Source organism: Variovorax sp. DAIF25 (assembly GCF_050711835.1).
In the GTDB taxonomy this organism is placed as follows: domain Bacteria; phylum Pseudomonadota; class Gammaproteobacteria; order Burkholderiales; family Burkholderiaceae_C; genus Variovorax.
In genome coordinates, this window is the sequence record NZ_CP136636.1 from 6,846,864 (window position 1) to 6,872,223 (window position 25,360).

Sequence of the window (25,360 nt, forward strand, 5' to 3'; positions counted from 1 at the left end):
ACTGTGTCCATGACCTCTTCCCCCCGCCCGCAAGCGCAAGACCAAGACCCCTTCCTCTGGCTCGAGGACATCGACGGCACGCAGTCCCTCGACTGGGCCAAGGCCCGCAACGCCGAGACGGTGCAGCGCCATGCGCAGTCGGCGCGCTTCAAGCAGATCGAGCAGGGCCTGCTCGAGGTGCTCGACTCCGACGACCGCATCCCGATGGTCTACAAGGTCGACACCCTCTACTACAACTTCTGGCGCGACAAGGCCCATCCCAAGGGCCTGTGGCGCCGCACCACGCTTGAGGAATACCGCAAGCCGCAGCCGGCCTGGGAGACGGTGCTCGACCTCGACGCGCTGGCCGCGGCCGAGGGCGAGAACTGGGTCTGGCACGGTGCCGACTGGCTCTACCCCGGCTATGGCCGCTGCCTGCTGTCGCTCTCGCGCGGCGGCGCCGATGCCGACGTGGTGCGCGAGTTCGACCCGGTGCGCAAGGCCTTCGTCGAGGGTGGCTTCGCGCTGCCCGAGGCCAAGAACACGGTGGCCTGGAAGGACATCGACCACCTCTACGTGGCGACCGACTTCGGCCCGGGCTCGATGACCACCTCGAGCTATCCGCGCATCGTGAAGGAGTGGAAGCGCGGCACGCCGCTGGCCGAGGCCGTCACGGTCTACGAGGCCGACACCGAGGACCTCTCGGCCTCGGGCTGGCGCGATGCCACACCGGGCTTCGAGCGCGACTTCGTCTCGCGCGCCATCGACTTCTACGACAGCGAGACCTGGGTGCGCGCGGCCGACGGCACGCTCGCCAAGATCGAGGTGCCCGACGATGCGGTGACCGACATCACGCGCGAATGGCTGCTGATCGAGCCGCGCAGCGACTGGGAGGTGGGCGGCGCCAGCTACAAGGCCGGCTCGCTGCTGGCCGCGAACTTCGACGACTACATGGCCGGTGCGCGCGAACTCACGCTGTTGTTCGAGCCCACCGACACCAGCGCGCTCGACAGCCATTCATGGACGCGCCATCACCTGATCGTGAACGCGATGCACGACGTGGTGAACCGCATCGAGGTGCTCACGCCGCCGGCCGACGGCAAGGGCCCGTGGCAACGCGAGAGCCTGGGCGGCGCGCCCGCGCTGTCGACCATCGCGGCCGGTGCCATCGACGAGGACGAGAGCGACGACTACTTCCTCACCGTGAGCGGCTTCCTGCAGCCGACCACGCTCTACATCGGCACCCTGGGCCAGGGCGAGGCCGAGCCGCTCAAGCACAGCCCGGGCTTCTTCGATGCCTCGCGCTACACGGTCAGCCAGCACTTCGCGCGCTCGCGGGACGGCACGCGCGTGCCCTACTTCGAGATCGCGCCCAGGGACCTGGTAGCCAACGGCCGCAACCCGACCCTGCAGTACGCCTACGGAGGCTTCGAGATCTCGCTCACGCCCAGCTACAGCGGTGGCATCGGCCGCGCCTGGCTCGAGCAGGGCGGCGTGTACGTGGTGGCCAACATCCGCGGCGGCGGCGAGTACGGCCCGCGCTGGCACCAGGCTGCGCTGCAGCAGAACCGCCTGCGCAGCAGCGAGGACTTCGCCGCGGTATCGGAGGACCTGATCGCGCGCGGCATCACCTCGCCCGCACACCTGGGCGCCATGGGCGGCAGCAACGGCGGCCTGCTGATGGGCAACATGCTCACGCGCCATCCGGCGCTTTACGGCGCGATCGTGAGCGAGGTGGCGCTGCTCGACATGCGCCGCTACACGCAGCTGTCGGCCGGCGCCTCGTGGATCGCCGAGTACGGCGACCCCGAAGTGCCCGAGGAGTGGGAATGGATCCGCCACTTCTCCCCCTACGAGAACGCGAAACCCGACGCCAAGTACCCGCCCTCGCTGTTCACCACCTCGACGCGCGACGACCGCGTGGGCCCGGTGCATGCGCGCAAGATGCATGCGAAGCTGGCCGCGCAGGGCCACGACACGGCCTTCTACGAGAACCTCGAGGGCGGCCACAGCGCGGCCTCGGACAACAAGCAGTCCGCCTTCATGGACGCGCTGGGCTACGCCTACCTGTGGGACCACATCGGCTGAGCGGCGGCGCGCGTCAGCCGCTGTCGCGCAGCGGCTCGCCCAGGCCGTAGGGCCGTTCGTCGCGCCACGGGGGCAGGCGCCGCTCGCGGCGGTCCAGCCGCTCGCGCAGCTCGGCGCAGGTCATCGGCCGGCCCGTGCCGTAGCGGCCATCCCGGCAGGGATCGCTGCGCCAGCGTTCGGAGCGGCGCAACGCTTCCTCGCGGTCGAGCTGGCGCAACAGCTCGCCGCAGCTCATCGCGCGGCCCTGGCTGTAGCGGCCATCGTGGCAGGGGTCGTGGACGGGCGGCGGCGCGTCGAAACCCGACACCACCTCGGCCGCCGCGACCGACGCGAGCATCAGCGACAGCGCCAGGACGATCGCCTCCGGCAGCAGGGTGGTCTGGACATGAAGGACATGCATGCGGTGCTCCTTGGCAGATGACCCGCGACCGCGGGCCTGACGCCAGCATCGACCGCCAACATGGAGCCAGCATTGCGTCGCGCGGGGCGCGCGCACGCAACACTCGCGCAATCCAGCCTCCCTACAGTGCGGCACGCCGGAGCTCCGGCGCCGCCCTGAAAGGAACACGCGCGTGCGCATCCTGCTGCTGGAAGACGAACCCGAAATGGCCTCGGTGCTGCTCACCGCGCTGCACCGGCGCGGCATCCTGGTCGACCATGCCGCGACGCTGGCCGACGGCGCGCGCCATGTCGAGGCCACGCCCTACGACGCGCTGGTGCTCGACCGCCGGCTGCCCGACGGCGACGGCCTCGCGCTGGTGGCGCGGCTGCGCGCCGCCGGCGATCCGGTGCCGGTGCTGATGCTCACGGCACGCGATGCGCTCGACGAGCGCGTGCGCGGCCTCGACGCGGGCGCCGACGACTACCTGGGCAAGCCCTTCGCGGTCGAGGAACTGCTGGCGCGGCTGCGCGCGCTGCTGCGGCGCCCGGCCGAGACCCGGCAGGAGCTGCTGCAGGTCGCGCGGCTGTGCTTCGACCTCGCGCACCGCGAAGCCAGCGTGGCGGGGCACCGCATGGAGCTGCCGCGGCGCGAACTGCTGGCGCTGGAGCTGCTGATGCGCCGCAGCGGCCGCACCGTGCTGCGCGAGGCGCTGGAACGCGCGGTGTTCGGCTTCGACGTCGAGATCCAGTCGAACGCGCTGGACACCCACGTCTCGCGGCTGCGCAGGAAGCTCGCGGACACCGGCGCCGGCGTGGAGATCTGCGGCATCCGCGGCGTGGGCTACCTGCTGCGGGCCGCGCCATGAGCACAGCGACGAACGCAGCGCCCTCCTCGCCCTCCTCGCCCTCCTCGCTCAAGCGCCGCCTGGTCCGCCGGCTGGTGCTGCTGCAGGCGGCGATCCAGCTGCTGGTGATCGGCGCCCTGGTGGCCACCGGGCACCTGATCAACTTCAGCTCGCCCGAGAACACCGTCGAGATACTGCAGGAGGCGGTGATGCGCGGGGCCGATGGCCGCCTCGCGATGCGCGCGACGCCGCGGCTCGCCACGCTGCGCGAGGCGCAGCCGCCGCTGTGGTTCTCGGTGCGCGATCGCCAGGGCGGCCGGCTGGTCGAGGGCCGCATCCCGGACGAGTTCGCCGACATCGGCGCCACGCTCGACGGCGTGGGGCAGGCCCGGCTGGGCTGGAACATGGGCGATCCGCCGCGGCAGTCGGCGCGCATGCGCTGGGTCGACTCCGCCGCCGGCCCGGTGCAGATCCTCACCGGCGCCGACAGCCCGATCACCTGGCGCAACCTCGGCCTGTCGCTGCTGCTGGTGCTGCTCGAGGTGGTGCTGCCGATCCTGGCGATCACCGTGGCGGCCACGCTGCTGGCCAGCCACGTGGTGGTGCGGCGCACGCTCTCGGGTTTGCACGCCATCGTGGCGCGCGCCGGCCAGATCGATGCCGAGCAGCGCGGCGTGCGCCTGCCGCTGGCCGAGGTGCCGGCCGAAGTGGCGACGCTGGTGGGCGCCTTCAACGACGCCCTGCAACGGCTGGACGACGGCCATGCGCGGCAGGAGCGCTTCCTGGCCGACGCAGCGCACGAGCTGCGCACGCCGATCGCGATCCTCCACACGCGCATCGAGAACCTGACCGAGGGCGCCGAACGCACGCGGCTGCTGGCCGATGCCGCGCGGCTGTCGGTGCTGGCGGGACAGCTGCTCGACCTGCAGCGCATGAAGGCCCAGGGCACGGGACGCCAGCGCATCGACCTGGTGGCGATGGCGCGCGAGGTGGTGGCCGAGATGGCGCCGCTGGCGCTCGCCGCGGGCTACGAGGTCTCGTTCGAGCCGCTGGCCGCGCGCGTGGAGATCGAGGGCGACCGCGACGCGATCGCACGCGCGCTGGCCAACCTGGTGCGCAACGCGATCGAGCACGCGGGCGGCATGGGGGCCGTGACGGTGCGGGTGATGCCGCCGGGCGACATCGAGGTCATCGACGACGGCCCCGGCATCCCGGCCGCGCTGCGCGAACAGATCTTCAAGCCCTTCCACCGCGGGCATGCGACCGGGCCCGGCGCCGGGCTCGGCCTGAGCCTGGTGCAGGAGATCGCGCGCCTGCATGGCGGCGAGGTCACGGTGCACGATGCGCCGGGCGGCGGCGCGCTGTTCCGGCTGCGGCTGCGCCCCGGGCGAAGCGGCGAGGCGCCGGCATGAAGGCCGCGCGCCGCTGGCTGCCGTGGCTGCTGTGGCCGGCGCTCTACGCCGCGGGCCTGCTGGCCGCGGCGGCGGCCTTCGCGAGCGCGGCACCGCTGGCCTGGTTCAACGCGGCCTACCTCTCGCTCGCGCTGGCGATCGCGCTGCTCGAGCGCTGGCTGCCGCACGAGCCGCGCTGGCTCGCGGACGACGGCCAGACGCCCTGCGACCTGGCCCACACGCTGCTGACCAAAGGCACGGCCCAGGTCGTGGCCGCGCTCGCGGCGAGCCTGCCGCTGGCCGGCGCGATGGCACTGCGGCCCTCGGCGCATGACACGGCCTGGCCCGTGCACTGGCCGCTGGCCGCGCAGGTGGTGCTCGCGCTCGCGGTGGTGGAACTGGGCCTCTACATCGCGCACCGCGGCGCGCACGAATGGCCGCCGCTGTGGCGCTTCCATGCGCTGCACCACGGCGTGCGGCGGCTGTGGGTGGCGAACACCGGCCGCTTCCACGTGGTCGACAGCGCCTTCAAGGCCCTGCTCGGGCAACTGCCGCTGTACCTGCTGGGCGCGCCGCTCGCGGTGTTCCTGTGGGTGGGCGCGGTGACGGCCGTCACCGGCCTGCTGACCCACTGCAACATCGAGCTGCGCACCGGCTGGCTGGACCGCGTCTTCAGCACGCCGGCGCTGCACCGCTGGCACCACTCGCGCTCGCCGGCCGAGGGCAACCGCAACTACGGCGAGAACCTGGTGCTCTGGGACCTGCTGTTCGGCACCTGGTACCGCCCGGCGCGGCGGCCGCCGGCGGACATCGGCATCGACGGCGAGATCGCGGCCGGCTTCCTGGCGCAACTGGCGCAGCCCTTCACCGCGTCGGGCACGCGGCGGATCATGGGCCTGTCACCGGTTCCTCGGCACAATGGTCCGCCGAGCCCCCCGGATGCCGGGGACCGGATCGGCAGGACATGAAGGCCCACGCATGAACCTCACCCTCGAACTGATCGGCGCTCCCACCGACGTCGGCGCCAGCGTGCGCGGCGCGGGCATGGGCCCCGACGCGCTGCGCGTGGCGGGGCTGGCGGAGGCGCTGGTGCGCCAGGGCTTCGCGCTGGTCGACCGCGGCAACCTCGCGGGCCCGGCCACGCCCTGGGCGCCGCCGGCCAACGGGCTGCGCCATCTCGACGAGGTGATCGCCTGGAACCGCGCCGTGTACGCGGCGGTCGACGAGGTGCTGGGCGCGGGCCACGTGCCGCTGATGCTGGGCGGCGACCACTGCCTGGCGATCGGCTCGATCAGCGCCGTGGCCTGGCATGCGCGCAAGCGCGGCCGCAAGCTGCGCGTGCTGTGGCTCGACGCGCACTCCGACGTCAACACCGAGACCACCAGCCCCAGCGGCAACCTGCACGGCATGCCGGTGTCGTGCCTGCTGGGCCACGGGCCCGCGGTGCTGACCGGCTGGAGCGGCGAGCGCGCGGCGCTGCCGCCCGAGGCGATCCGCTTCATCGGCATCCGCAGCGTCGATGCCGACGAGAAGGAGGCGATCCGCACGCTGGGCCTCAACGTGTTCGACATGCGCCACATCGACGAGCACGGCATGCGCACCACCATGACAGAGGCGCTGCAGGACGTGGACGAGGACACGCACCTGCACGTGAGCTTCGACCTCGACTGCCTCGACCCCAACATCGCGCCCGGCGTGGGCACCGGCGTGCGCGGCGGACCGACCTACCGTGAGATGCAGCTGTGCATGGAGATGATTGCCGACACCGGCCGGCTCGGCTCGGTCGACGTGGTCGAGCTCAATCCCGCGCTCGACGTGCGCAACCAGACGGCCGAGATCGCGGTGGAACTGATCGAGAGCCTGTTCGGCAAATCGACGCTGGTGCGTTAGGCCGCAACGCGCGTGGCCTGCAGCGCGCGCACATCCTCGAGCAGCAGCGCGAGCGGCGCCGCCAGCAGCGGCCGGGCCGCATCGTCGCGCGACGCATGGCGCGCCGCGAGCCGCTCGAGCACCGACAGATCGGGCGCCATGGCCTTGCCTTCGAGCGCGTCCGCCAGCGCGGCGAGCGCGCCGGCCGAGGCGCGCGCGGCCTTCGCGGTCTCGTCGTGAGAGGCCGGCGGCTGCTGCCCGATCGCGCGGCCGAGCAGCGCCACGTCCTGCATCAGGCGTGCCATGGTGCGCGCGCGCTGCCGGTGCGCGTCCTTCGGCGCGCCGACCGTGCGGTGGCGCCAGGGCCAGCGCGATTCGAGGTCGGCACCGCCCGCCAGCACCGTGAGCCGCGCGAGCGCGGCGCGGGCACGCTCGCCGTCGCCCTCGGTCGCATCGCCCGCGGCCAGCGCCAGCAACCGCTTCGCCATGCCGCGCAGCAGCGCCGCGCAGCCCGCGTCGAAGCGCGCGCCGGCCCGGTACTCGGCCGTCACCAGCGCCATCGCGAGCGCCACGCCCACGCCGATGCCCATCTGCGCCATGCGCAGCAGCGCCACCTGCAGCGCCGAATGGCCCGGCAGGCTGCCGGCCGAGAGGATGATCAGCGCCGCCACCGGCGCGCTGCGCAGCCCCGGCACGGCGGCGCCAACGAAGGCCAGCAGCAGCACGATCGCGAGCGCGTCGGCCTGCATCGGCACGCCATGGTGCGCGAGCCACACGCCCGCGAGCCCGGCCAGCGCGCCCGCGAAGGTGCCGCGCACGCGGTCCCAGCCGGCCTCGAGCGTGGAACCGGCGCTCGGCCGCATCACGATCAGCACGCTCATCACGGCCCAGAAGCTCTCGGGCAGCCCGATCCCGCGCGACACGCTCCAGGCGATGGCGACCGCCGCCGCGAGCTGCGCGCCCGCGCGCCAGCGGCCGGGCTCGCGCAGGAAGGCCAGCCGGTCCGCGAACGGGAGGGTGGCCATGCCGTCAGCCGCGGTTGGGCGAGGTCGGCACCGGGAAGGTGGTGGCCGGGGCCGGGGACGGGGCCGGGGTGGCGGCGGGTGCCGGCGGCGCGGGCTCGGGCAGGTCCTCGGGCTCTTCCGCGCCCGGCTCCTGCCCTTCGAGGAAACGGTCGAGCAGCGCGAAGAAGCGGTCGTAGAAGCGCTCGTCGGTCAGCGTCTGGCTCGCCACCTTGACCATCGCGTCGTCGCTGCCCGTCAGCGGCAGCGACAGCGAGCCGAAGGCGCCCACGCCCAGGCTCGCCGAGTTGTTGACCTTCTTGAGGCCGTAGCGGTCCTGCAGCGCGGTCGCGAAAGCCACCGTGCTCTTCGGCCTGGCGCCCTTGCCGCCCCGGCCGCCCTCGGCCGCGCAGACCACGCGGAACTCGACCTCGACGTGCACCTCGGCCGCCGGCTGGAAGCTCTTGCGGCCGGTCACCAGGTCGGCATTGGCGGCCGTGACCATGTAGCCCTGGCTCAGCAGCGCGCGGCGCGCGGCCTCGCAGGTCTGGGCCTCGGTGGCCTCGTAGCTGCGCGTGTGGGTGGTGGTGGAGTCGAATTCCTCGGTGTCGTAGGCGACGCGGCGCGCACTGCTGCCGCAGCCCGCGAGCACCAGCGCCGACAGCAGCACCGGCAGGAGGACGAAGGAGCGGGAGCGAAGGGGCATCGAAGGCAGGGTCGGCATGGCGTGGCGGATGCTAACCGGCGGACGGCCGGCCTGCCTTCGAGCGCGATGAGGGCCGCGCGTTCCCTCGGCGATCCCCCGGATCAGGCGCCGGTCAGGAAAGCACGACGACGTGGTGCGCCCGCGCGCGCGTGGCCGCGATCAGCCGCGCGTTCGGCGCATCGGTCTGCGCCACCCACGCGCGCGCAGCCTCGGCGCTGCGGCCGAACTGCTCGTGCCGGCGCACCAGCCGCGCCTCGCGCAACGCGTCGTCGATGTCCACGTACCAGACCTCGTCGAGCAGCGCGGCCGCGCCGGCCCAGGGCCCGGTGTCGTGCAGCAGGTAGTTGCCCTCGGTGATCACGAGCTGCGTTTCCGGCAGCACCGCGATCGCGCCCGCCACCGGCTCCTCGATCTCGCGCCGGAACTCGGGCGCATAGACGATGTCGCCACCGGGCCGCTGCGCGCGCAGCCGCTGCAGCAGCGCCACGTAGCCGGCGCTGTCGAAGGTGTCGGGCGCGCCCTTGCGGTCGGCGCGGCCGAGCCGGCGCAGCTCGACGTTGGCGAGGTGGAAACCGTCCATCGGCACCACCTGCGCGCGCTCGGCGCCGAGCGCGTCGCGCAGCAGCGCCGCGAGCGTGGACTTGCCGGCGCCGGGGGCGCCGACCAGGCCGAGCAGCTTGCGCTGGCCGCCGGCAAGGAGTTTCTGGATGCGCGCGTTCTCGACGGAGCCAAGTGTGTTCACGAAATGAGCCTCGGGGGAGATGCCATTCAGGCAGGATGTCTCGGTGGTTTCGCCACCCCGCCGACGATAGCGCACCGCCCGTCGCACGCCGCCGATGCCCGCCGAATTCAGGCCGGATTCATCGGGCGATGGATCTGAAGGTGAGGCTGATCCGCTCGCCGACGCCTTGGACCTTGGGGATCGCGTGCAGCCAGTCCTGCTGGACGGCGTCCGACATGTACAGCAGCGATCCGTGCGGCAGCGGGAAGTCGTGCCGGACGCTGCTGTCGGCCTTGCTGCGGTAGACGATCGAACGCTCGCTGCCCACCGACACGATGGCCACGCCCGTGCCCGGGGAAAGAACCTCGGTGTCGTCGGAGTGGAAGCCCATCGACGAAGCGCCGTCGGGATAGTGGTTCAGCAGGCAGTTGTTCGGACGGAACCCCAGCCTCGCCTCGATCCGCTCGCAGAGATCGTCGAGCACGGACGGCAACGGCACTGCCTCGTAGCTGATCTGCGAATAGTCGTACGGCACGCCGAAGCTGGCCGTCTTGCGCGCCTTCATGCGCTCGTCCCACGTCACCGCGGCCTGGAGCCACCCGAGCAGGGCATCGGGCGACGCGACGAACGCGGGGTCGAGGTAGATCGGCGGACGGTTCATGAGCCCGCAGGATACAGACGCCGAGGCCGGCAACGGCCTCGGAACGACAGGCGTCGCTCAGGGGTACAGACCGCGCTCCTGCCGCGCCATCAGGATCCGCTCGCAAGCCACCGCGTAGGTCGCGGTGCGCAACGTGATCTTGTGCTTGTCGGCCGTGTCCCAGATCTGGTTGAGTGCGTTCATCATGATGCGGTCGAGGCGCACGTTGATCTCGTCCTCGTCCCAGAAGAAGGACGAGAAGTCCTGCACCCATTCGAAGTAGCTGACGGTCACGCCGCCGGCATTGCAGATCACGTCGGGCACCACCAGCACGCCGCGCTCGGCGAGGATGTCGTCGGCCTGCGGCACGGTGGGGCCGTTGGCGCCTTCGAGCACCAGCTTGGCGGTGGTCTTCTTCGCGCGATCGGCCGTGAGCTGGCCTTCGAGCGCGGCGGGGATCAGGATGTCGCAGGCGATGTCCCAGAAGTCCTCGTTCGGCACGATGTCGCCGCCGGCCTTGAAGCCGACCACGCCGTCGGTGCGCGAGATCGGCACCAGCTTCGCGAGGTCGAGACCCTTGTCGTTGACGATGGTGCCGGTGTGGTCCTGCACCGCGACGATCTTGGCGCCCGCTTCGGCGAACAGCTCGGCCGCGACCGAGCCCACGTTGCCGAAGCCCTGCACCGCGATGCGCGCGCCGCGCAGGTCGAGGCCGAGGCGGCGCGCGGCTTCGCGGCCGGTGACGAACACGCCGCGGCCGGTGGCCTTGACGCGGCCCAGCGAGCCGCCCAGGTGCAGCGGCTTGCCGGTGACGACGCCGGTGGCGGTGCCGCCGACGTTCATCGAGTAGGTGTCCATCATCCACGCCATGATCTGGGCGTTGGTGTTGACGTCGGGCGCGGGGATGTCGGTGTGCGGGCCGATGATGATGCCGATCTCGCTGGTGTAGCGGCGCGTGACCTTCTCGAGCTCCTGCAGCGAGAGCTTCTTCGGGTCGACGCGGATGCCGCCCTTGGCGCCGCCGTACGGCAGGTTGACGGCGGCCGTCTTGATGGTCATCCAGGCCGACAGGGCCATCACTTCCTCGAGCGTGACGTCGGGGTGGAAGCGCACGCCGCCCTTGCCCGGTCCGCGGCTCATGTTGTGCTGCACGCGGTAGCCCTCGAAGTGGGCGATGGTGCCGTCGTCCATCTCGATCGGCACGTCGACGATCAGCGCGCGCTTGGGGCGCTTGAGGGTTTCGACCCAGCGCGCGAGCGGGCCCAGGTAGGGCACCACGCGATCGACCTGCGACAGGTACGTGCCCCAGGGGCTGTTGGCCGTCGGCGTGACGAAGGAGAGTTTTTCGCTCATGAGAGTCCCTTGGTTGGAATGATGGGCGAACGATAGTCCCGTCTCGCGCGCCGCGCCATGGCTTATGCATGCCGCGACAGGCGGTTATGCAAGAGTCGCTTGACGCCCCCGCGCGGGGCTTTTTTGCGGCGGCGCGGCAGATGACGAAATCGTCATCGACGGGTTATCGATCGCCGGTTTGCCCTCCCTAGAGTCGGTGGCAAGGAAAGACGAAGACCACGAGGCCCACCGGCCCGCTTCGCTCCCACCGGGTTCAACCACCACGTCCCACCACTGAAAGGAACGACGACATGAAGACCTCGCAACACCGCACCGTCCGCACCACCCGCCTGCTGGGCACCGCCGCCTTCGCCGCGCTGCTGGCCGCCACCGCCGCGCCGAGCTTCGCGGGCAACTACGCCGAGGGCGATCCGCGCCCCGCGTCGTTCAGCTCGTCGACGACGCGCGAAGCCGTGACGGCCGAAGCGCGCCAATGGCTCAAGACCGCGCCCACGCAGGGCTACACCGACGGCACGCCGCAGCAGCAGGTGGCCACGGTGTCGGCCAACAGCCGCGCCGCGGTGGCCGCCGACACGCGGCTGTGGATGCAGTCGGGCCTGGCCGCGAAGCAGTCGGGCGAAGCGGGTGCCGACCCGACCCGCGCGGGCTATCGCCAGGCGCAGGCCGAATACACGCGGCTGCGCGCCAGCCCGGCCTACGGCGCGCTGATCGAGCAGCTCGATCGCCAGGCCGCCGCGCACGGCCAGAGCACGGTGCGCTGAGGTCGCGCGGTGGCGTGGCGCGACGGCGCTACGCCACCGTGCTCAGCAGCGCCGCATTGCCGCCCGCGGCCGTCGTGTTGACCGTCACGGTCTGCTCGGCACAGAAGCGCGGCAGGTAGTTCGGCCCGCCCGCCTTGGGCCCGGTGCCGCTGAGCCCTTCGCCGCCGAAGGGCTGCACGCCGACCACCGCGCCGATGATGTTGCGGTTGACGTAGACATTGCCCACGTGGGCGCGCACGGCCAGCGCCTGGGCGCGCGAATCGATGCGCGTCTGGATGCCGAGCGTGAGGCCGTAGCCGAGCGCGTTGATGCGCTCGATCACCTCGGCCGGATCGCTCAGCGCGCCCGAGCCCCAGCGCACGATCTGCAGCACGGGGCCGAAGATCTCGCTGCGCACGTCCTCGATGGCACCCACTTCATAGGCCGCCGGCGCGATCAGGGTGGACGACGCGTCGTCCGTTGCCGTGGGCGCCAGCACGCGCTTCGCTTCGCGGTCCAGCCGCACCAGGTGGCGGCGGATGTTGTCGGCCGCCTCGCGGTCGATCACCGGGCCGACGTCGGTCGCGAGCAGCGCGGGATCGCCGGCCGACAGCTCGGCCGCCGCGCCGCGGATCATCTCGATCACGCCGTCGGCGATGCCCTCGTGCAGCACCAGAAGCCGCAGCGCCGAGCAGCGCTGGCCGGCCGAGCGGAAGGCGCTCTGCACGACGGCATCGGCCACCTGCTCGGGCAGCGCGCTCGAGTCGACCAGCATCGCGTTGATGCCGCCGGTCTCGGCGATCAGCGGAACGATCGGACCGTCCTTGCCCGCCAGCGCGCGATGGATGATCTTCGCCACCTGCGTCGAGCCGGTGAACGCCACGCCGGCCACGCCGGGCGCGGCCACCAGCGCGGCGCCCACGGTCTCGCCGGGGCCGTGCAGCAGCTGCAGCGCGTCGGCCGGAATGCCCGCGGCCTGCAGAAGCGCGACCGCTTCGCGCGCGATGGCCGGCGTCTGCTCGGCGGGCTTGGCCAGCACGGTGTTGCCGGTGGCGAGCGCGGCCGCGACCTGGCCCGTGAAGATGGCCAGCGGGAAGTTCCACGGGCTGATGCAGACCCAGGGCCCGCGCGCGGTGAGCCGCAGCTCGTTGCGCTCGCCGGTCGGGCCGGGCAGCAGCACGGGCTGCATCAGGCGCTCGGCCTCGTCGGCGTAGTAACGCAGGAAGTCGATCGCCTCGCGCACCTCGGACACCGCGTCGCCCCAGGTCTTGAAGGCCTCCTTGACGAGCAGCGCGCACAGGCGCGGCAGTTGCGCCTGGAAGGCATCGGCCGCGCGGCGCAGCGCGGCGGCGCGCGTTGCCACCGGCGTGTTGCGCCAGGCGCGGAAGGCCGTCGCGCTCGTGGCCACGGCGCGCGCGGCGCTCGCGGGATCGGCCTCGGGCACGACCGGCACCGCGGTCGCGGCCAGCGCCGCGAACAGCGGCGCGCGCATGGCGTCGACCGTGAGGTCGAGCCCGTCGCTGTTGCGCCGCGCGGGCGCCGGGCCGTAGAGCAGCGGCGGCAGCGGCAGTTGCGGGCTCTCGCGTTCCAGCCACAGCGGCGAGACCAGCAGCGTGGCGATGGGCACGCCGGGGTCGCCGAGCTGGTTGACGAAGGAGGAGTTGGCGCCGTTCTCGAGCAGGCGGCGCACCAGGTAGGCCAGCAGGTCCTTGTGGCGGCCGACCGGCGCATACACGCGCACCGAGGCGCCGGTGTGCTTCATGACCTCGCGGTAGACGCCCTCGCCCATGCCGTGCAGCCGCTGCAGCTCGAACGGCGCGCCCTGCCGCTGCGCCATCTGCAGGATGGCCGCGATGGTGCCCGCGTTGTGGGTGGCGAACTGCGGATAGATCGCGTCGGGCGCGGCCAGCAGCGCCTGCGCGCAGGCCAGGTAGCTGACGTCGCTGTGGTGCTTGTGGGTGAACACGGGGTAGTGCGGCAGGCCGAGTTCCTGCGCGCGCTTGATCTCGGCGTCCCAGTAGGCGCCCTTGACCAGCCGGCACATCAGCCGCAGGCCGTAGCGGCGCGCGATCGCGGTGACGTGTTCGATCAGCTCGAGCGCGCGCGTCTGGTAGGCCTGCAGCGCGAGGCCGAAACCGCGCCATTGCGGATGCTCGGCCGCGACACGGGTCGCGAGCGCGTCGAACACGTCGAGCGAGAGCTCGAGCCGGTCGACCTCCTCGGCGTCGATGGTGAGGTTGATGTTGGCCGCGGCCGCGCGCTCGCACAGCAGCCACACGCGCGGCACCAGCTCGCGCAGCACGCGGTCGCGCTGCGCGTCCTCGTAGCGCGGATGCAGCGCGCTGAGCTTGATCGAGATGCCGTCGTTGCGCTCGGGCGCGGCGGTGGGATCGGCGCCCTGGGCGATCGCGGCGATGGCGCGGGTGTAGCTCTCGAGGTAGCGCAGCGCGTCCTCGTCGGTGCGCGCGCCCTCGCCGAGCATGTCGTAGCTGAAGCACAGGGCGGACTGCTTGCGGTGGGCGGCACGGGCCTCGTCCATCGCCTCGGCGATGGTCTGGCCCAGCACGAACTGCCGGCCCAGCAGTTGCACCGCGCGCAGCGTGGCGGCGACCACGGTGCGCGCGCCGAGCCGGGCCATCAGGCCGGGCGGATGGTCGGCCTCGGGCAGGAAGCGCTTCGACATCGCGATCGCGGCCGACGACAGGCGCGACAGCGTGGAATCGGCCGCGCCCTCGAAATCGGCGCGGCCGAGCTGGTCGGCCGTGAGCGCGATGGCGGTCTCGGCATCGGGCACGCGCAGCAGCGCCTCGGCCAGCCGCATCAGCGCGAGGCCCTCGGCGCTCGAGATCGGGTATTCGCGCAGCAGGCTCTCCATGGCCCAGAACGGCGGCGGATGGTCGCGCACCGCCTGCACCCAGGGCGTGGCAACGGTCGAGGCCGCGGTCCAGTCGAGCGCGCCCTCGAGCAGGGCGAGTCGATGGGCGACGACCTCGGTCTCGGGTCGGTAGGGGTCGGGCAGGCGCATGTCTTCTCCTTGGTTGGATTGGCTATGGTCCATGCCTTGATGACGAATCTTTCACCAAAATTCGACAGCATTTCCGGATAATTCACCAGAACCCTTGCCATCCCACTTCCATGACCGACCTGGACCGCGTCGATCTCCGGCTGCTGAAGATTCTTCAGGAAGACGGCCGCATCACCAACCTCAAGCTGGCCGAGGCGGTGGCGCTGTCGCCGACGGCGGTGCTCGCGCGCGTGCAGCGGCTCACGCGCGAAGGCTTCATCCAGGGCTACGAGGCGCGCCTCGACGCCGAGCGGCTGGGCCGCGGCTTCACGGTCTTCGTCGAGGTGCTGCTGGACCGCACCACGCCCAACGTGTTCGACCAGTTCAAGGCCGCGGTGCAGGTGCGCGAGGAGATCGTCGAATGCCACATGGTGGCCGGCGGCTTCGACTACCTGCTGAAGACGCGCATGGCCGACATGGCGGCCTACCGCGACTTCGCGGGCACGGTGCTGTGGCAGTTGCCGGGCGTGCGCGAGACGCGCACCTATGCCGTGATGGAGGAAGTGAAGAGCAGCGCGCGGATCCCGCTCGGGATCTGAGCCTTGCCGCTCAGGCCGCCTTCTTCGGGCGGCCGCCGAAGATCGCCGTGCCGATGCGCACCATCGTGCTGCCCGCGCTGACCGCCGCCTCGAGGTCGGCGCTCATGCCCAGCGACAGGGTGTCGAGCGCGATGCCGGCGCCGCGGATTTCATCGAACAGCGCCTTCGCGCGCAGGAACAGCGCGCGCTGGGCCTCGAAATCGGGTGCCGGTTCGGGGATCGCCATGAGCCCGCGCAGCACCAGCTGTGGCAACGCCGCCACAGCGCGCGCCAGCGGCAGCGCCTCCTCGGGCGTCACGCCGGACTTGTTGGCGCCGCCGTCGACGTTGACCTGCAGGCAGACCTGCAGCGGCGGCAGATGGGCCGGGCGCTGGGCCGAGAGCCGCTCGGCGATCTTGAGCCGGTCGATGCTGTGCACCCAGTCGAACTGCTCGGCCACGGGCCGCGTCTTGTTGCTCTGCAGGGGGCCGATGCAGTGCCATTCGAGGCCGGCGCGCAGGTCGGCCAGCGCGGCGATCTTGTCCAGGCCTTCCTGTACGTAGTTCTCGCCGAAGGCCGACTGGCCGGCCGCCTGCGCCTCGCGCACCGCCTCGGGCCCGAAGGTCTTCGATACCGCCAGCAGCCGCACCGCGCCGGGGTCGCGGCCGGCGTCGGCGCAGGCCTTCGCGATCCGCTGCCGCACGTGCTGGAGGTCGTCGCCAATCATCGTCATAATCGTCCAAATTCGTATCAAAACGTCACCGAAACCCGATCGAGGAGCCCCGTGGACATCACCCAACTGCTCGCGTTCAGCGTCAAGAACAAGGCTTCCGACCTGCATCTGTCGGCCGGCCTGCCGCCGATGATCCGCGTTCACGGCGATGTGCGCCGCATCAATGTCGATGCGCTGGACCACAAGGCGGTGCACGCCATGGTCTACGACATCATGAGCGACACCCACCGCAAGCACTACGAAGAATTTCTGGAGGTCGACTTCTCGTTCGAGATCGACGGCCTGGCGCGCTTCCGGGTCAACGCCTTCAATCAGGCGCGCGGGGCGGCCGCGGTGTTCCGGACCATCCCCTCGAAGATCCTCACGCTCGAGCAGCTGAATGCACCCAAGATTTTCGGCGAACTCGCGCTCAAGCCGCGCGGCCTGGTGCTGGTGACCGGCCCCACGGGCTCGGGCAAGTCGACCACGCTGGCCGCGATGGTCAACTACCTCAACGAGAACGAGTACGGCCACATCCTCACGGTGGAGGACCCGATCGAGTTCGTGCACGAGTCGAAGAAGTGCCTGATCAACCAGCGCGAGGTCGGGCCGATGACGCTGTCGTTCGCGAACGCGCTGCGCTCGGCGCTGCGCGAGGACCCCGACGCGATCCTGGTCGGCGAAATGCGCGACCTCGAGACCATCCGCCTCGCGATGACCGCGGCCGAGACCGGCCACCTGGTGTTCGGCACGCTGCACACCTCGTCGGCCGCCAAGACCATCGACCGGATCATCGACGTGTTCCCGGGCGAGGAGAAGGAGATGATCCGCGCCATGCTGTCGGAGTCGCTGCAGGCGGTGATCTCGCAGACCCTGTGCAAGACCAAGGACGGCCTGGGCCGCGTGGCGGCGCACGAGATCATGCTGGGCACTCCGGCCATCCGCAACCTGATCCGCGAGGCCAAGGTGGCGCAGATGTACTCCACCATCCAGACCGGCCAGGGCCAGGGCATGCAGACGCTGGACCAGAACCTCACGGATCTGGTGCGGCGCAATACGATCTCCGCCGCGGAAGCCCGCAGCAAAGCGAAGATCCCCGAAAACTTCCCCGGCTGACCCCAGCCCTCCGGAGCCCCTCATGGAACGCGATCAAGCCAGCCAGTTCATCAACGACCTGCTCAAGCTCATGGTGAGCCGCAACGGCAGCGACCTGTTCATCACGGCCGACTTCCCGCCCGCGATCAAGGTCGACGGCAAGGTCACCAAGGTCTCGCAGCAGGCGTTGGGTGCGCAGCACACGCTGGCGCTCACGCGCTCGGTGATGAACGACCGCCAGACGGCCGAGTTCGAGCGCACCAAGGAGTGCAACTTCGCGATCTCGCCGACCGGCATCGGCCGCTTCCGCGTCAACGCCTTCGTGCAGCAGGGCAAGGTCGGCATGGTGCTGCGGACCATCCCGGCCAAGCTGCCGACCATCGACGACCTGGGCATGCCGCAGGTGCTCAAGGACGTGTCGATGACCAAGCGCGGCCTGTGCATCCTGGTGGGCGCCACCGGCTCGGGCAAGTCGACCACGCTGGCCGCGATGATCGACTGGCGCAACGAGAACTCCTTCGGCCACATCGTCACGGTGGAGGACCCGGTGGAGTTCGTGCATCCGCACAAGAACTGCGTGGTGACGCAGCGCGAGGTGGGCATCGACACCGACAGCTGGGAGGCGGCGCTCAAGAACACGCTGCGCCAGGCGCCCGACGTGATCCTGATGGGCGAGATCCGCGACCGCGAGACCATGGAGCACGCCGTGGCCTTCGCCGAGACCGGCCACCTGTGCATGGCCACGCTGCACGCCAACAGCGCCAACCAGGCGCTCGACCGGATCATCAACTTCTTTCCCGAGGAGCGCCGCGCCCAGCTCTTGATGGACCTGTCGCTGAACCTGCGCTCGCTGGTTTCGCAGCGCCTGGTGCCGACCGAGGACGGCCTGGGCCGCGTGGCGGCGGTCGAGATCCTGCTGAACACGCCGCTGATCTCCGACCTGATCTTCAAGGGCGAGGTCGGCGAGATCAAGGAGATCATGAAGAAGAGCCGCAACCTCGGCATGCAGACCTTCGACCAGGCGCTGTTCGACCTGTTCGAGGGCCACGCGATCAGCTTCGAGGATGCGCTGCGCAATGCCGACTCGGCCAACGACCTGCGGCTGCAGATCAAGCTCAACAGCCAGCGCGCGCGCAGCACCGACCTGGCCGCGGGCACGGAGCACTTCGCGATCGTCTGAATTCGGGAGCGGACAGCCGAACGCAGAAGGAAGACCAAAGAGCGCAGAAGTCGCAGAAAAGAATTTTTAGAATTCTTCCTGCCTTCTTCTGCGACTTTCGCGAGACCTTCGCGCCCTCTGCGTTCGGCTGTCCGCTTCCGCTTTGGTCAGTCGATCTGCCGCTGCCAGGCGGCGAACACGCCCGCCGCGAGCGCGACCACGGCGATCGCCGTGAAGCCGTCGAGCGAGGCCATGAAGGTGGCCTGCTGCTCGAGCGTGCGCCACAGGGTGCCGAGCGCCATCGCATGCGCCTCGCCGGCCGCATGGCCGAGCGCCGCGAAATTGCGCGTCAGCGCCTCGAGCGCCTGCATGAAGCCCGCGTTGCCGGCGTTGGCCGATTCGGCGAGCCGGGTTTCGTGCAGCGCGAGCCGGTGCTGCTGCAGCGCGATCACGCTCGAGGTGGCGAAGGAGATCGCGAGCTGCCTCACCAGGTTCTTGAGCCGGTAGCCGTGCGCGAAGTCCTCGGCCGCGAAGGGCCGGAAGGTGAGGTTCGCGACCGGCAGCACCACGAACAGCATCAGCAGGCCGCGCAGCAGCAGCGGCCCGACCAGCGCCTCGCGCCCCGACTGCGGCGTGACGCGCGCGAGCCAGGCGGAAGCCAGCGCGGCGATCGCGAAGCCCGCGACGATCAGCCACTTCTTGTGCGCGAGGCGCGCCGAGTAGCGCAGGTAGACGAACACCAGCAGCCCGGTGGCGAGCGACATCGCGCCCGTGAAGTAGCCGGTGTTGCCCACGCTGAAGCCGAGCCCGCCTTCCATCAGCCGCGGCAGCAGGTAGCTGAAGCCGGTCGACAGGTAGTAGTAGACGACGTAGAGCGCGAGCCCGACGCGAAAGCCCGGCTGCCGCAGCGCATGCAGCCGCACCAGGGGCGCGGGATGGTGCCACTGGTGCCAGCCGAACCAGGCGAGCCCCGCGAGGCCGGCCAGCGCCAGCCCCACGAGCGCGGGCGAACCGGTGAACAGCTCGAAGTGGGTGCGCGTGAGCACCACCTGCAGCGCCGCCTGCGCCAGCGCGAACACCAGGTAGGGCGCATGGTGCGGCGCGGTACGCTCGTGCGGCTCGACGTCGCCGAGGTCGGGCAGCGCCCACAGCACCAGCAGGCCGATCAGCACCGCCGCCGGCACGGTGCAGCCGAACAGCCAGCGCCAGTCGAAGTTCGAGACCAGGAAGGCACCGGCCACCGGCGCCAGCGCGCCGCCGAAGACGATCAGCACCATGAAGGCCTTGAGCGCCTTGGCGCGGCGCTCGGCCGGCAGGCCGATCTGGATCAGGATGCGGCAGGCGCCGAGCATCGGCCCCACGAAGTAGCCCTGCACGCCGCGCGCCAGCGCGAGCTGGGTGGAACTGTCGGACCAGGCGGCGCCGAGGCCGCCCGCGGCGAAGGCGAACATGCACAGCGCGAGGTAGCGCCGGTAGCCGAGCCGCTCGATCCACGCATGCTGCTGCAGGATGCCGAGCACCGCGCCCAGCGCGTAGGCGCTCGAGGCCCACACCAGTTCGTCGGGCGAGGCGTTGACGCCGCCCGCGATGTAGCTCGCGAAGAACGCGAACAGCGCGTTGTCGAAGTAGTCGACCGCCGTGACCAGCCCGATCGCCCAGGGCATCCACGCCACGGCCGAGAGGCCGCGCGGTTGCCGGGCGAGGGCCGGTGCGTTCATGACGCCGGGCGCTCCGCGCGCCGCTGCGCGAGGGCCTCCTCCACCGGTTCGCCGGCCAGGCGGCGTTCGACGTAGTCGAGGTCGCGGCGCAACTGGGCCTGCAGGGCCGCGGCTTCCTTGAGCTCGCGGCGCACCTGGGCCACGCGCGCATCGAGCGTGGCGAGCTGCGCGCCCAGCGTCTCGCGCAGCGACTTGAGCGAGGCATTCGACAGCCGCGGCCGGCCGCCCTCGGCCGGCGCCTCCATCGGCTGGCGCAGCATCTCGGTGATGGTGGTGAGCGAGAAGCCCAGCGAGCGCATGCGCAGCACGCGCGCGAGCCGCTCGAGGTCGGCCGGTTCGTAGAGCCGGTAGCGGCCCTCGCTGCGCACCGGCACCACGATGCCCAGTTCCTCGTAGTACTTGAGCGTGCGCGGCGTCACGCCGAGCTGCGCCGCGGCATCGCGAACGGTGAGGGACTTGGGCGGGGGGGCCGGGGAGCTCATGGGGCGATTCTACTCCAACGTGTACGTTCACGTACAGGTTTGCACCGGCACGGCCATGTCCCCCAGGGTGCAGGCTGTCGCCGAATGGCTTTAAGCTCGGGCCCATGAGCAGCATCAACCCCCGCACCTACGAATCCACTCCCGCGCAGACGGTGGCCTTCCTGGGCCTCGGCGTCATGGGCGGGCCGATGGCCGGCCACCTGGCCAAGGCCGGCCACAGCGTCACGGTCTACAACCGCACCGAGGCCAAGGCCCGGGCCTGGGTCGACGAGTTCGGCGCCCCCGGCCGCCACGCGGCCACGCCGCGCGAAGCGGTGGCCGGCGCCACCCTCGTGTTCTGCTGCGTCGGCAACGACGACGACCTGCGCTCGGTGGTGCTCGGCGACGACGGCGCCTTCGCCGGCATGGCGAAGGGCGCGGTCTTCGTCGACCACACGACCGCCTCGGCCGACGTGGCGCGCGAGCTCTCCAAGGCCGCGCTCGAGCGCGGCCTGCAGTTCATCGATGCGCCGGTGTCGGGCGGCCAGGCCGGCGCCCAGAACGGCGCGCTCACCGTGATGTGCGGCGGCGACGCGGCCGCCTTCGATCGCATCAAGCCGGTGGCCGCGGCCTTCGCGCGCGCGGTCACGCTGCTCGGCGAGAGCGGCGCGGGCCAGCTCGCGAAGATGGTCAACCAGATCGCGATCGCGGGCCTGGTGCAGGGCCTGTCGGAAGCCATCGCCTTCGGCCAGCGCGCGGGGCTCGACATGCAGGCGGTGCTCGAGGTCATCGGCAAGGGCGCCGCCCAGAGCTGGCAGATGGACAACCGCGGCAAGACCATGATCGAGGGCAAGTTCGACTTCGGCTTCGCGGTCGACTGGATGCGCAAGGACCTGGGCCTGGTGCTCGACGAGGCCAAGCGCAACGGCGCGCGCGTGCCCGTGACCGCGCTGGTCGACCAGTTCTATGCCGACGTGCAGCAGTCGGGCGGCCAGCGCTGGGACACCTCGAGCCTGATCACGCGGCTGAAGTGACGACGTACACCCCGTGAATGACAAAGGCCCCTGAACGGGGCCTTTCTTCTTGGGGCACCGATACGCTTCAGCGGATCGGGCTGGTCGTCACGCCACCGGCCGGCGCGGGCGCCGGTGCCGACGAAGACGGCAGCGGCTCCATCGGCGGCAGCGGCACGCGCGACGAGGTGCCGGGCTGCGGCTGCGAGGCCGGCACCACGGGCGCGGGCGCGGAAACCCCGGTGCCGCCGCGCTGCGCGCCGGTCAGGTCGGCCTCGCTCACGATCTCGACCACGCGCACCACCTTCTGCACGCCGGTCACGCTGCGCACCACCTCGGTCGCGCGATCGGTCTCGCGGCGCGTGGCGATGCCCATCAGGTAGACCGTGCCGCGCTCGGTCACGACCTTGAAGGAGTTGGCGAAGATGTCCTTGGCGTCGAGCAGCGAGGCCTTGACCTTGCCGGTGACGTAGAGGTCGTTGGAGCGGTCCTGGAAGGTGCTCGGCGTGCCCAGCGTGAGTTCGTTGACCACAGAGCGCACGTTCTCGGCGCCGCGCACCACGTCCTCGACGCGGCGGCGATCGGCCTCGTTGCCCACCGCGCCGGTCAAGAGCACCTGGCGGTTGTAGCTGGTCACGCTGACGTACATCTGGTCGTTGGCGATGTCGCGCACGCGGGCCGCGGCGCGCAGCTCGATGCCCTGGTCGTCGAGCTGGGCGCCCGAGCTGCGGCGATCGGTCGCCACCATGCCCACGCCCACCGCCGCCGCGCCGCCGACCACCAGCGGCACGCAGGCCGAGAGGCCCGCGACCAATGCCGCGCCCGAGGCGAGTGCGAGAACGAGGCGGTGCATGGCGCGAGGCGTCGAGGCGGTCTTCTGCATGTGTGATTTCCCTGGAATGGAGGTGCGAGATGGGCGCTGCCGCGAGGCCCTGGCCCGGGTTCGCGGCGAGTTTAGCCCAGCGGATTTGCCGCTCCGTTACGGCTTGTTGGTAGAAATGAAGACGGCCGCGGAGTTCCCGAGGAACGCCGCGGCCCGCGCCGGATGCGGCCGCCGCCGCTTCTTCAGTTCGTCTTCAGCTCAGGGCTTCGCGAGCGACAGCAGGAACACCTGCTGCGTCGGATCGCGCTGCAGCCGCTGCGCATTGCGCGTGCTGGCGAACGCCACCTGGCCGCCCGCGGTCACGGGCCAGGTGTTGTTGCCGCGGGCCATCAGCAGGGTGCCGGGCTCCCAGCCGCTGTCGGGGCGGAACACCGCGGTCATCACGCGCCAGCGCCAGTCGGCCGAGCGCGAGTCGTACCAGACCGCGCGCACCGCGCCGTCGGCATCGACGCCCAGGCGCGGCCGCTCGCTCATGGTCTTGTCGTCGGCGCCGACCACCACCGGCGCCGCGAAGGACTTGCCGCCGTCGCCCGAGACCGCGGCGCGCACCGAGAGGTTGCGCCCGCTCGCGGCGAGCTCCTTGCTCTCCCAGACCGCGACCAGCTCGCCCTTGGCGCCGAACGCGATCTGCGGATGGCGGTCGGCGCGGTCCGAGGTGCCGATCTCGGCCGGCTTCGCGGCCCAGGCGCCACCGGCTTCGCGCACCAGCACCTGCACCTGCCAGTCGTCGGGCGTGGTGCCCTCGCCGTAGCTCGCGGCGCCGGTCCAAAGCGGATCCTTGTCGCTGCGGTCGTCCTGCCACGCCACGGCGACGCGGCCGTCGGCCGCCACCGCCACCGAGGGCAGCACCGAGGCCGGATAGCGCGGGGTGCGCGTGTCGCTGGCGATGCCCGGATCGGTCACCTTGCCGGCGGCCGACAGGTTGCGCGGCTGGACGTCGGTGCCGATCTCCTGCGCCATGATGTCGAAGGCCTGATGGGCCGCGATCTCCTGCCATGCGAGCACGGGCTTGCCGCCGGCCGACAGCGCGATCGCCGGATGCTCGGCGCGTCCCTCGACCGCGCGCACGGTCACGGTGGCGTCCCAGTTGGCGCCGCCGTCGGCCGAATGCCGCAGCTTGATCTCGGGCCGGTGCGGCACCTGCACCGCGTCCTCCTCCCAGGCCACCCAGACCTCGTTGCCGCGCGCGGCCACGCGCGGAAAGCGCGCCTGGCCCTGGCCGCTGAGCGTGCGGCCCGCGTCGCGCCACACGCCCTTGGCATCGCGCTGGCGATAGACCACGGTGCTGCTCGAGGCGCCATGCAGCTCGGCCACGAAGTGCAGCGCGCCGTCGGCGACCGCGATGTCGGGGAAGCCCGCGAAGCCGCCGCGCGCACCCGCCACGCGCAGCGCGCCGTCCTCGGTGCCGGCATCGGCGGGAATCGGCGTCGCGGGCTTGGCCTCGACCGGCGCGGGCGAGACGAAGATCGGCGACACGGTGGCCTTGACCTCGTCGACCGACACCGGCGCCCAGGGCTGCGGCGTGCTCATGCCGCGCACCTCGGCGCGGTACCAGTCGGGCTTGTCGCCGGCCGCGATGTCGACGATGAAGCTCTCGGCATCGGTCTTGGGCTTGAAGCTCTTGAGCGGGCCGGCGCTCTTGCCGGGCGCGCGGTAGACGAACACGTCCAGGCCCGCGGCGCGGCGCACGTCGATGCGCAGGTGGCCGGCGGTGCCGGCCGGCACGAACACCTCGTCGCCGCCGATCGCGGTGTAGCCGCCGCCGCGCAGGTCGGTGGCGATCGAGACGAAGGGGCCGTTCGGGTCGTACGAGAGGCTGGTGTGGCCGCGCTGCAGCGCCTGCACGATGGCGCGCTCGTTGTAGGCCCTGGACAGCAGTTGCGTGGCCGGCATGCCGGGATTCGAGATCGGATAGACCGTGCCCTCGCCGTCCCACAGCTCGCGCATGTGGCTGTCGCTCGCGCCCGCGATGCCGAAGCGGAAGCCCGTGTTCCACAGCTTCTCGGCATAGGCGTCGGCCAGCACGGTCTCGGGGCTCGGCGTGCCGTTCCAGGTCTCGACCAGGTCCACGCCCTGCACGTTGGCATAGGCATTGAACGAGCCGTCGGCATTGGTCTCGCCGTCGTTGGGATGCGCCACGGTCCAGTTCGCACCCTGGCTGTGCGCGTCCCAGATCGACTGCTGCAGGTGCGTGAAGGGCTGGCGGTCGGCGCGCGCGGCGCCCTGCACGATCGAGTCGACGCCGCCCTGCACCGTCGCGTGCGGGCTGCCGTTGGCCTCCTCGCCGCGCACCAGCAGCAGCGAGGGCGACTCCCAGTTCCAGTCGTAGTGCTGGTCGTAGGTGCGGTGGTCGGTCAGCGGCATGAACTCCAGGCCCATGCGCGTGCCCTGCCCGATCTGGTCGGCGACGCCGGTGTTGCCCGGCCCCTTGTCGTCGTTGAGCTGGCGCGCCGCACTGCCGTCGGACGAGTGGTCGTCGTGCACGTGCGTGTCGCCCTTGAGCCAGGTGCCGGCGGGGATCGACGGCGCGGCCTGCGTGAACTTCGCGGCGATGCGCTGCGCGGCCTTCACGGTCACGACGCAGCGCGTGTCGCCGCTCTCGCACGAGGTGCCCTGCCAGCCCGCGAACACGAAGCCGTGCGCGGGCGTGGCGTTGAGCGTGACGGTGCTGCCTTCGGCGTAGTCGGCGCTGGCGCCGGTGCAGCTGCCGGGGCCGCAGGCCAGCCTGGCATCGAGCGATTCGACGTCGCCGCTGCCCTCGACCGCGAGCGACAGCGCGAAGCTCGCGGGCTGCGCGCCGCCGTCCTGGCCGTTGTCGCCTTGCGCGGGGCCGCCGCCCGAGGGCGGCGCGAAGCCGAAGAAGCCGCCGCCGCCACCGCTGCCGCCACCGCAGGCACTCAGTGCCAGCACGCAGACGGCGCTCAGGGTGGCCAGCGCGGCGCGTGGCGTGCGGCGCGTGGAAGGGGCCGATGACAGCCTGCCGCGGACCGCGGGCAGGGAGGGGAAGTTCGGGAGTTTCATGG

Annotated in this window: 22 protein-coding genes; 10 read left to right on the forward strand and 12 right to left on the reverse strand. The window is 71.5% G+C overall.

Annotated features, from left to right (window positions below; translation table 11 throughout):
* Positions 1 to 9: 9 nt before the first annotated feature.
* The gene (locus R0232_RS31665) at positions 10 to 2,067 is read left to right on the forward strand and encodes a prolyl oligopeptidase family serine peptidase (RefSeq protein WP_431510601.1); all 2,058 of its coding nucleotides are present in this window, start codon (positions 10 to 12) and stop codon (positions 2,065 to 2,067) included.
* Positions 2,068 to 2,080: 13 nt separating this feature from the next.
* Here the strand turns inward: R0232_RS31665 and R0232_RS31670 are convergent, their stop codons facing one another.
* A complete protein-coding gene (locus R0232_RS31670) occupies positions 2,081 to 2,467 on the reverse strand; it encodes a hypothetical protein (protein ID WP_431510602.1) in 387 nt (128 codons plus the stop codon).
* Positions 2,468 to 2,639: 172 nt separating this feature from the next.
* Between R0232_RS31670 and R0232_RS31675 the strand changes: the two genes are divergently transcribed.
* From R0232_RS31675 to rocF, 4 genes are read left to right on the forward strand one after another with little or no spacing between them, the layout of a single operon-like run.
* A complete protein-coding gene (locus R0232_RS31675; protein ID WP_431510603.1) occupies positions 2,640 to 3,314 on the forward strand; it encodes a response regulator transcription factor in 675 nt (224 codons plus the stop codon).
* Positions 3,311 to 4,705, forward strand: a complete 1,395-nt coding sequence (locus R0232_RS31680; RefSeq protein ID WP_431510604.1) for a sensor histidine kinase — start codon at positions 3,311 to 3,313, stop codon at positions 4,703 to 4,705. The genes R0232_RS31675 and R0232_RS31680 overlap by 4 nt, the downstream gene beginning before the upstream one ends.
* Entirely contained in the window at positions 4,702 to 5,652 is a 951-nt protein-coding gene (locus tag R0232_RS31685; protein WP_431510605.1) for a sterol desaturase family protein, read from the forward strand. The genes R0232_RS31680 and R0232_RS31685 overlap by 4 nt, the downstream gene beginning before the upstream one ends.
* A gap of 10 nt (positions 5,653 to 5,662) precedes the next feature.
* Positions 5,663 to 6,574 (forward strand): arginase, encoded by a 912-nt coding sequence (gene rocF / locus R0232_RS31690; protein ID WP_057594021.1) that lies wholly within the window; start codon positions 5,663 to 5,665, stop codon positions 6,572 to 6,574.
* On the opposite strand, the gene R0232_RS31695 is transcribed toward rocF, so the two are convergent.
* From R0232_RS31695 to R0232_RS31715, 5 genes are all read right to left on the reverse strand, one after another.
* Positions 6,571 to 7,578: an FUSC family protein gene (locus tag R0232_RS31695; protein WP_431510606.1), complete on the reverse strand. Its 1,008-nt coding sequence runs from the start codon at positions 7,576 to 7,578 to the stop codon at positions 6,571 to 6,573. The genes rocF and R0232_RS31695 overlap by 4 nt on opposite strands.
* 4 nt (positions 7,579 to 7,582) lie before the next feature.
* Positions 7,583 to 8,260: a DUF2242 domain-containing protein gene (locus tag R0232_RS31700; protein WP_296796248.1), complete on the reverse strand. Its 678-nt coding sequence runs from the start codon at positions 8,258 to 8,260 to the stop codon at positions 7,583 to 7,585.
* Between the two features lie 112 nt (positions 8,261 to 8,372).
* Positions 8,373 to 9,002: a nucleoside/nucleotide kinase family protein gene (locus R0232_RS31705; protein WP_431510607.1), complete on the reverse strand. Its 630-nt coding sequence runs from the start codon at positions 9,000 to 9,002 to the stop codon at positions 8,373 to 8,375.
* 118 nt (positions 9,003 to 9,120) lie between these two features.
* Entirely contained in the window at positions 9,121 to 9,642 is a 522-nt protein-coding gene (locus R0232_RS31710) for an alpha-ketoglutarate-dependent dioxygenase AlkB family protein (protein ID WP_431510608.1), read from the reverse strand.
* 57 nt (positions 9,643 to 9,699) lie between these two features.
* Positions 9,700 to 10,974 (reverse strand): Glu/Leu/Phe/Val family dehydrogenase, encoded by a 1,275-nt coding sequence (locus R0232_RS31715; RefSeq protein ID WP_296787372.1) that lies wholly within the window; start codon positions 10,972 to 10,974, stop codon positions 9,700 to 9,702.
* A gap of 290 nt (positions 10,975 to 11,264) precedes the next feature.
* Between R0232_RS31715 and R0232_RS31720 the strand changes: the two genes are divergently transcribed.
* The gene (locus tag R0232_RS31720) at positions 11,265 to 11,735 is read left to right on the forward strand and encodes a hypothetical protein (protein WP_431510609.1); all 471 of its coding nucleotides are present in this window, start codon (positions 11,265 to 11,267) and stop codon (positions 11,733 to 11,735) included.
* A 28-nt stretch (positions 11,736 to 11,763) separates the two neighbouring features.
* Here R0232_RS31720 and R0232_RS31725 read toward each other — a convergent pair whose 3' ends face one another.
* Positions 11,764 to 14,739 carry an L-glutamate gamma-semialdehyde dehydrogenase gene (locus R0232_RS31725; RefSeq protein WP_431510610.1) on the reverse strand — a complete coding sequence of 992 codons (2,976 nt, stop codon included), beginning with the start codon at positions 14,737 to 14,739 and terminating at the stop codon, positions 11,764 to 11,766.
* A gap of 110 nt (positions 14,740 to 14,849) precedes the next feature.
* On the opposite strand from R0232_RS31725, the gene R0232_RS31730 reads away from it, so the two are divergent.
* Positions 14,850 to 15,317, forward strand: a complete 468-nt coding sequence (locus R0232_RS31730; RefSeq protein ID WP_057594014.1) for an Lrp/AsnC ligand binding domain-containing protein — start codon at positions 14,850 to 14,852, stop codon at positions 15,315 to 15,317.
* A 10-nt stretch (positions 15,318 to 15,327) separates the two neighbouring features.
* Here R0232_RS31730 and R0232_RS31735 read toward each other — a convergent pair whose 3' ends face one another.
* A complete protein-coding gene (locus tag R0232_RS31735) occupies positions 15,328 to 16,029 on the reverse strand; it encodes a YggS family pyridoxal phosphate-dependent enzyme (RefSeq protein ID WP_398492322.1) in 702 nt (233 codons plus the stop codon).
* A 51-nt stretch (positions 16,030 to 16,080) separates the two neighbouring features.
* On the opposite strand from R0232_RS31735, the gene R0232_RS31740 reads away from it, so the two are divergent.
* Together R0232_RS31740 and R0232_RS31745 are read left to right on the forward strand one after the other, a co-directional pair.
* On the forward strand, positions 16,081 to 17,124 hold the full coding sequence (locus R0232_RS31740; RefSeq protein ID WP_093354394.1) for a type IV pilus twitching motility protein PilT: 1,044 nt from the start codon (positions 16,081 to 16,083) through the stop codon (positions 17,122 to 17,124).
* A gap of 22 nt (positions 17,125 to 17,146) precedes the next feature.
* Entirely contained in the window at positions 17,147 to 18,283 is a 1,137-nt protein-coding gene (locus R0232_RS31745; protein ID WP_057594011.1) for a PilT/PilU family type 4a pilus ATPase, read from the forward strand.
* Positions 18,284 to 18,429: 146 nt separating this feature from the next.
* Here R0232_RS31745 and R0232_RS31750 read toward each other — a convergent pair whose 3' ends face one another.
* Entirely contained in the window at positions 18,430 to 19,980 is a 1,551-nt protein-coding gene (locus tag R0232_RS31750) for an MFS transporter (RefSeq protein WP_431510611.1), read from the reverse strand.
* The gene (locus R0232_RS31755) at positions 19,977 to 20,462 is read right to left on the reverse strand and encodes a MerR family transcriptional regulator (protein ID WP_296796227.1); all 486 of its coding nucleotides are present in this window, start codon (positions 20,460 to 20,462) and stop codon (positions 19,977 to 19,979) included. Before R0232_RS31755 ends, R0232_RS31750 begins: the two co-directional genes overlap by 4 nt.
* A gap of 104 nt (positions 20,463 to 20,566) precedes the next feature.
* Here R0232_RS31755 and R0232_RS31760 point away from each other — a divergent pair, with 104 nt between their 5' ends.
* Positions 20,567 to 21,475 (forward strand): NAD(P)-dependent oxidoreductase, encoded by a 909-nt coding sequence (locus R0232_RS31760; protein ID WP_431510612.1) that lies wholly within the window; start codon positions 20,567 to 20,569, stop codon positions 21,473 to 21,475.
* Between the two features lie 67 nt (positions 21,476 to 21,542).
* Here the strand turns inward: R0232_RS31760 and R0232_RS31765 are convergent, their stop codons facing one another.
* Complete coding sequence (locus R0232_RS31765; RefSeq protein ID WP_256223022.1) at positions 21,543 to 22,337, reverse strand: BON domain-containing protein; 795 nt, start codon at positions 22,335 to 22,337, stop codon at positions 21,543 to 21,545.
* A 198-nt stretch (positions 22,338 to 22,535) separates the two neighbouring features.
* Positions 22,536 to 25,358 carry a CehA/McbA family metallohydrolase gene (locus R0232_RS31770; protein WP_431510613.1) on the reverse strand — a complete coding sequence of 941 codons (2,823 nt, stop codon included), beginning with the start codon at positions 25,356 to 25,358 and terminating at the stop codon, positions 22,536 to 22,538.
* Positions 25,359 to 25,360: the final 2 nt, after the last annotated feature.

Bases quoted from the DNA above. Each gene is read 5' to 3' on its own strand.
- R0232_RS31680 (WP_431510604.1), top strand. From the start codon at position 3,311: ATGAGCACAGCGACGAACGCAGCGCCCTCCTCGCCCTCCTCGCCCTCC.
- R0232_RS31685 (WP_431510605.1), top strand. From the start codon at position 4,702: ATGAAGGCCGCGCGCCGCTGGCTGCCGTGGCTGCTGTGGCCGGCGCTC.
- R0232_RS31665 (WP_431510601.1), top strand. From the start codon at position 10: ATGACCTCTTCCCCCCGCCCGCAAGCGCAAGACCAAGACCCCTTCCTC.
- R0232_RS31735 (WP_398492322.1), bottom strand. From the start codon at position 16,029: ATGACGATGATTGGCGACGACCTCCAGCACGTGCGGCAGCGGATCGCG.
- R0232_RS31725 (WP_431510610.1), bottom strand. From the start codon at position 14,739: ATGCGCCTGCCCGACCCCTACCGACCCGAGACCGAGGTCGTCGCCCAT.
- R0232_RS31755 (WP_296796227.1), bottom strand. From the start codon at position 20,462: ATGAGCTCCCCGGCCCCCCCGCCCAAGTCCCTCACCGTTCGCGATGCC.
- R0232_RS31760 (WP_431510612.1), top strand. From the start codon at position 20,567: ATGAGCAGCATCAACCCCCGCACCTACGAATCCACTCCCGCGCAGACG.
- R0232_RS31750 (WP_431510611.1), bottom strand. From the start codon at position 19,980: ATGAACGCACCGGCCCTCGCCCGGCAACCGCGCGGCCTCTCGGCCGTG.
- R0232_RS31670 (WP_431510602.1), bottom strand. From the start codon at position 2,467: ATGCATGTCCTTCATGTCCAGACCACCCTGCTGCCGGAGGCGATCGTC.
- R0232_RS31695 (WP_431510606.1), bottom strand. From the start codon at position 7,578: ATGGCCACCCTCCCGTTCGCGGACCGGCTGGCCTTCCTGCGCGAGCCC.
- R0232_RS31765 (WP_256223022.1), bottom strand. From the start codon at position 22,337: ATGCAGAAGACCGCCTCGACGCCTCGCGCCATGCACCGCCTCGTTCTC.
- R0232_RS31730 (WP_057594014.1), top strand. From the start codon at position 14,850: ATGACCGACCTGGACCGCGTCGATCTCCGGCTGCTGAAGATTCTTCAG.
- rocF (WP_057594021.1), top strand. From the start codon at position 5,663: ATGAACCTCACCCTCGAACTGATCGGCGCTCCCACCGACGTCGGCGCC.
- R0232_RS31770 (WP_431510613.1), bottom strand. From the start codon at position 25,358: ATGAAACTCCCGAACTTCCCCTCCCTGCCCGCGGTCCGCGGCAGGCTG.
- R0232_RS31715 (WP_296787372.1), bottom strand. From the start codon at position 10,974: ATGAGCGAAAAACTCTCCTTCGTCACGCCGACGGCCAACAGCCCCTGG.
- R0232_RS31710 (WP_431510608.1), bottom strand. From the start codon at position 9,642: ATGAACCGTCCGCCGATCTACCTCGACCCCGCGTTCGTCGCGTCGCCC.
- R0232_RS31745 (WP_057594011.1), top strand. From the start codon at position 17,147: ATGGAACGCGATCAAGCCAGCCAGTTCATCAACGACCTGCTCAAGCTC.
- R0232_RS31700 (WP_296796248.1), bottom strand. From the start codon at position 8,260: ATGCCCCTTCGCTCCCGCTCCTTCGTCCTCCTGCCGGTGCTGCTGTCG.
- R0232_RS31720 (WP_431510609.1), top strand. From the start codon at position 11,265: ATGAAGACCTCGCAACACCGCACCGTCCGCACCACCCGCCTGCTGGGC.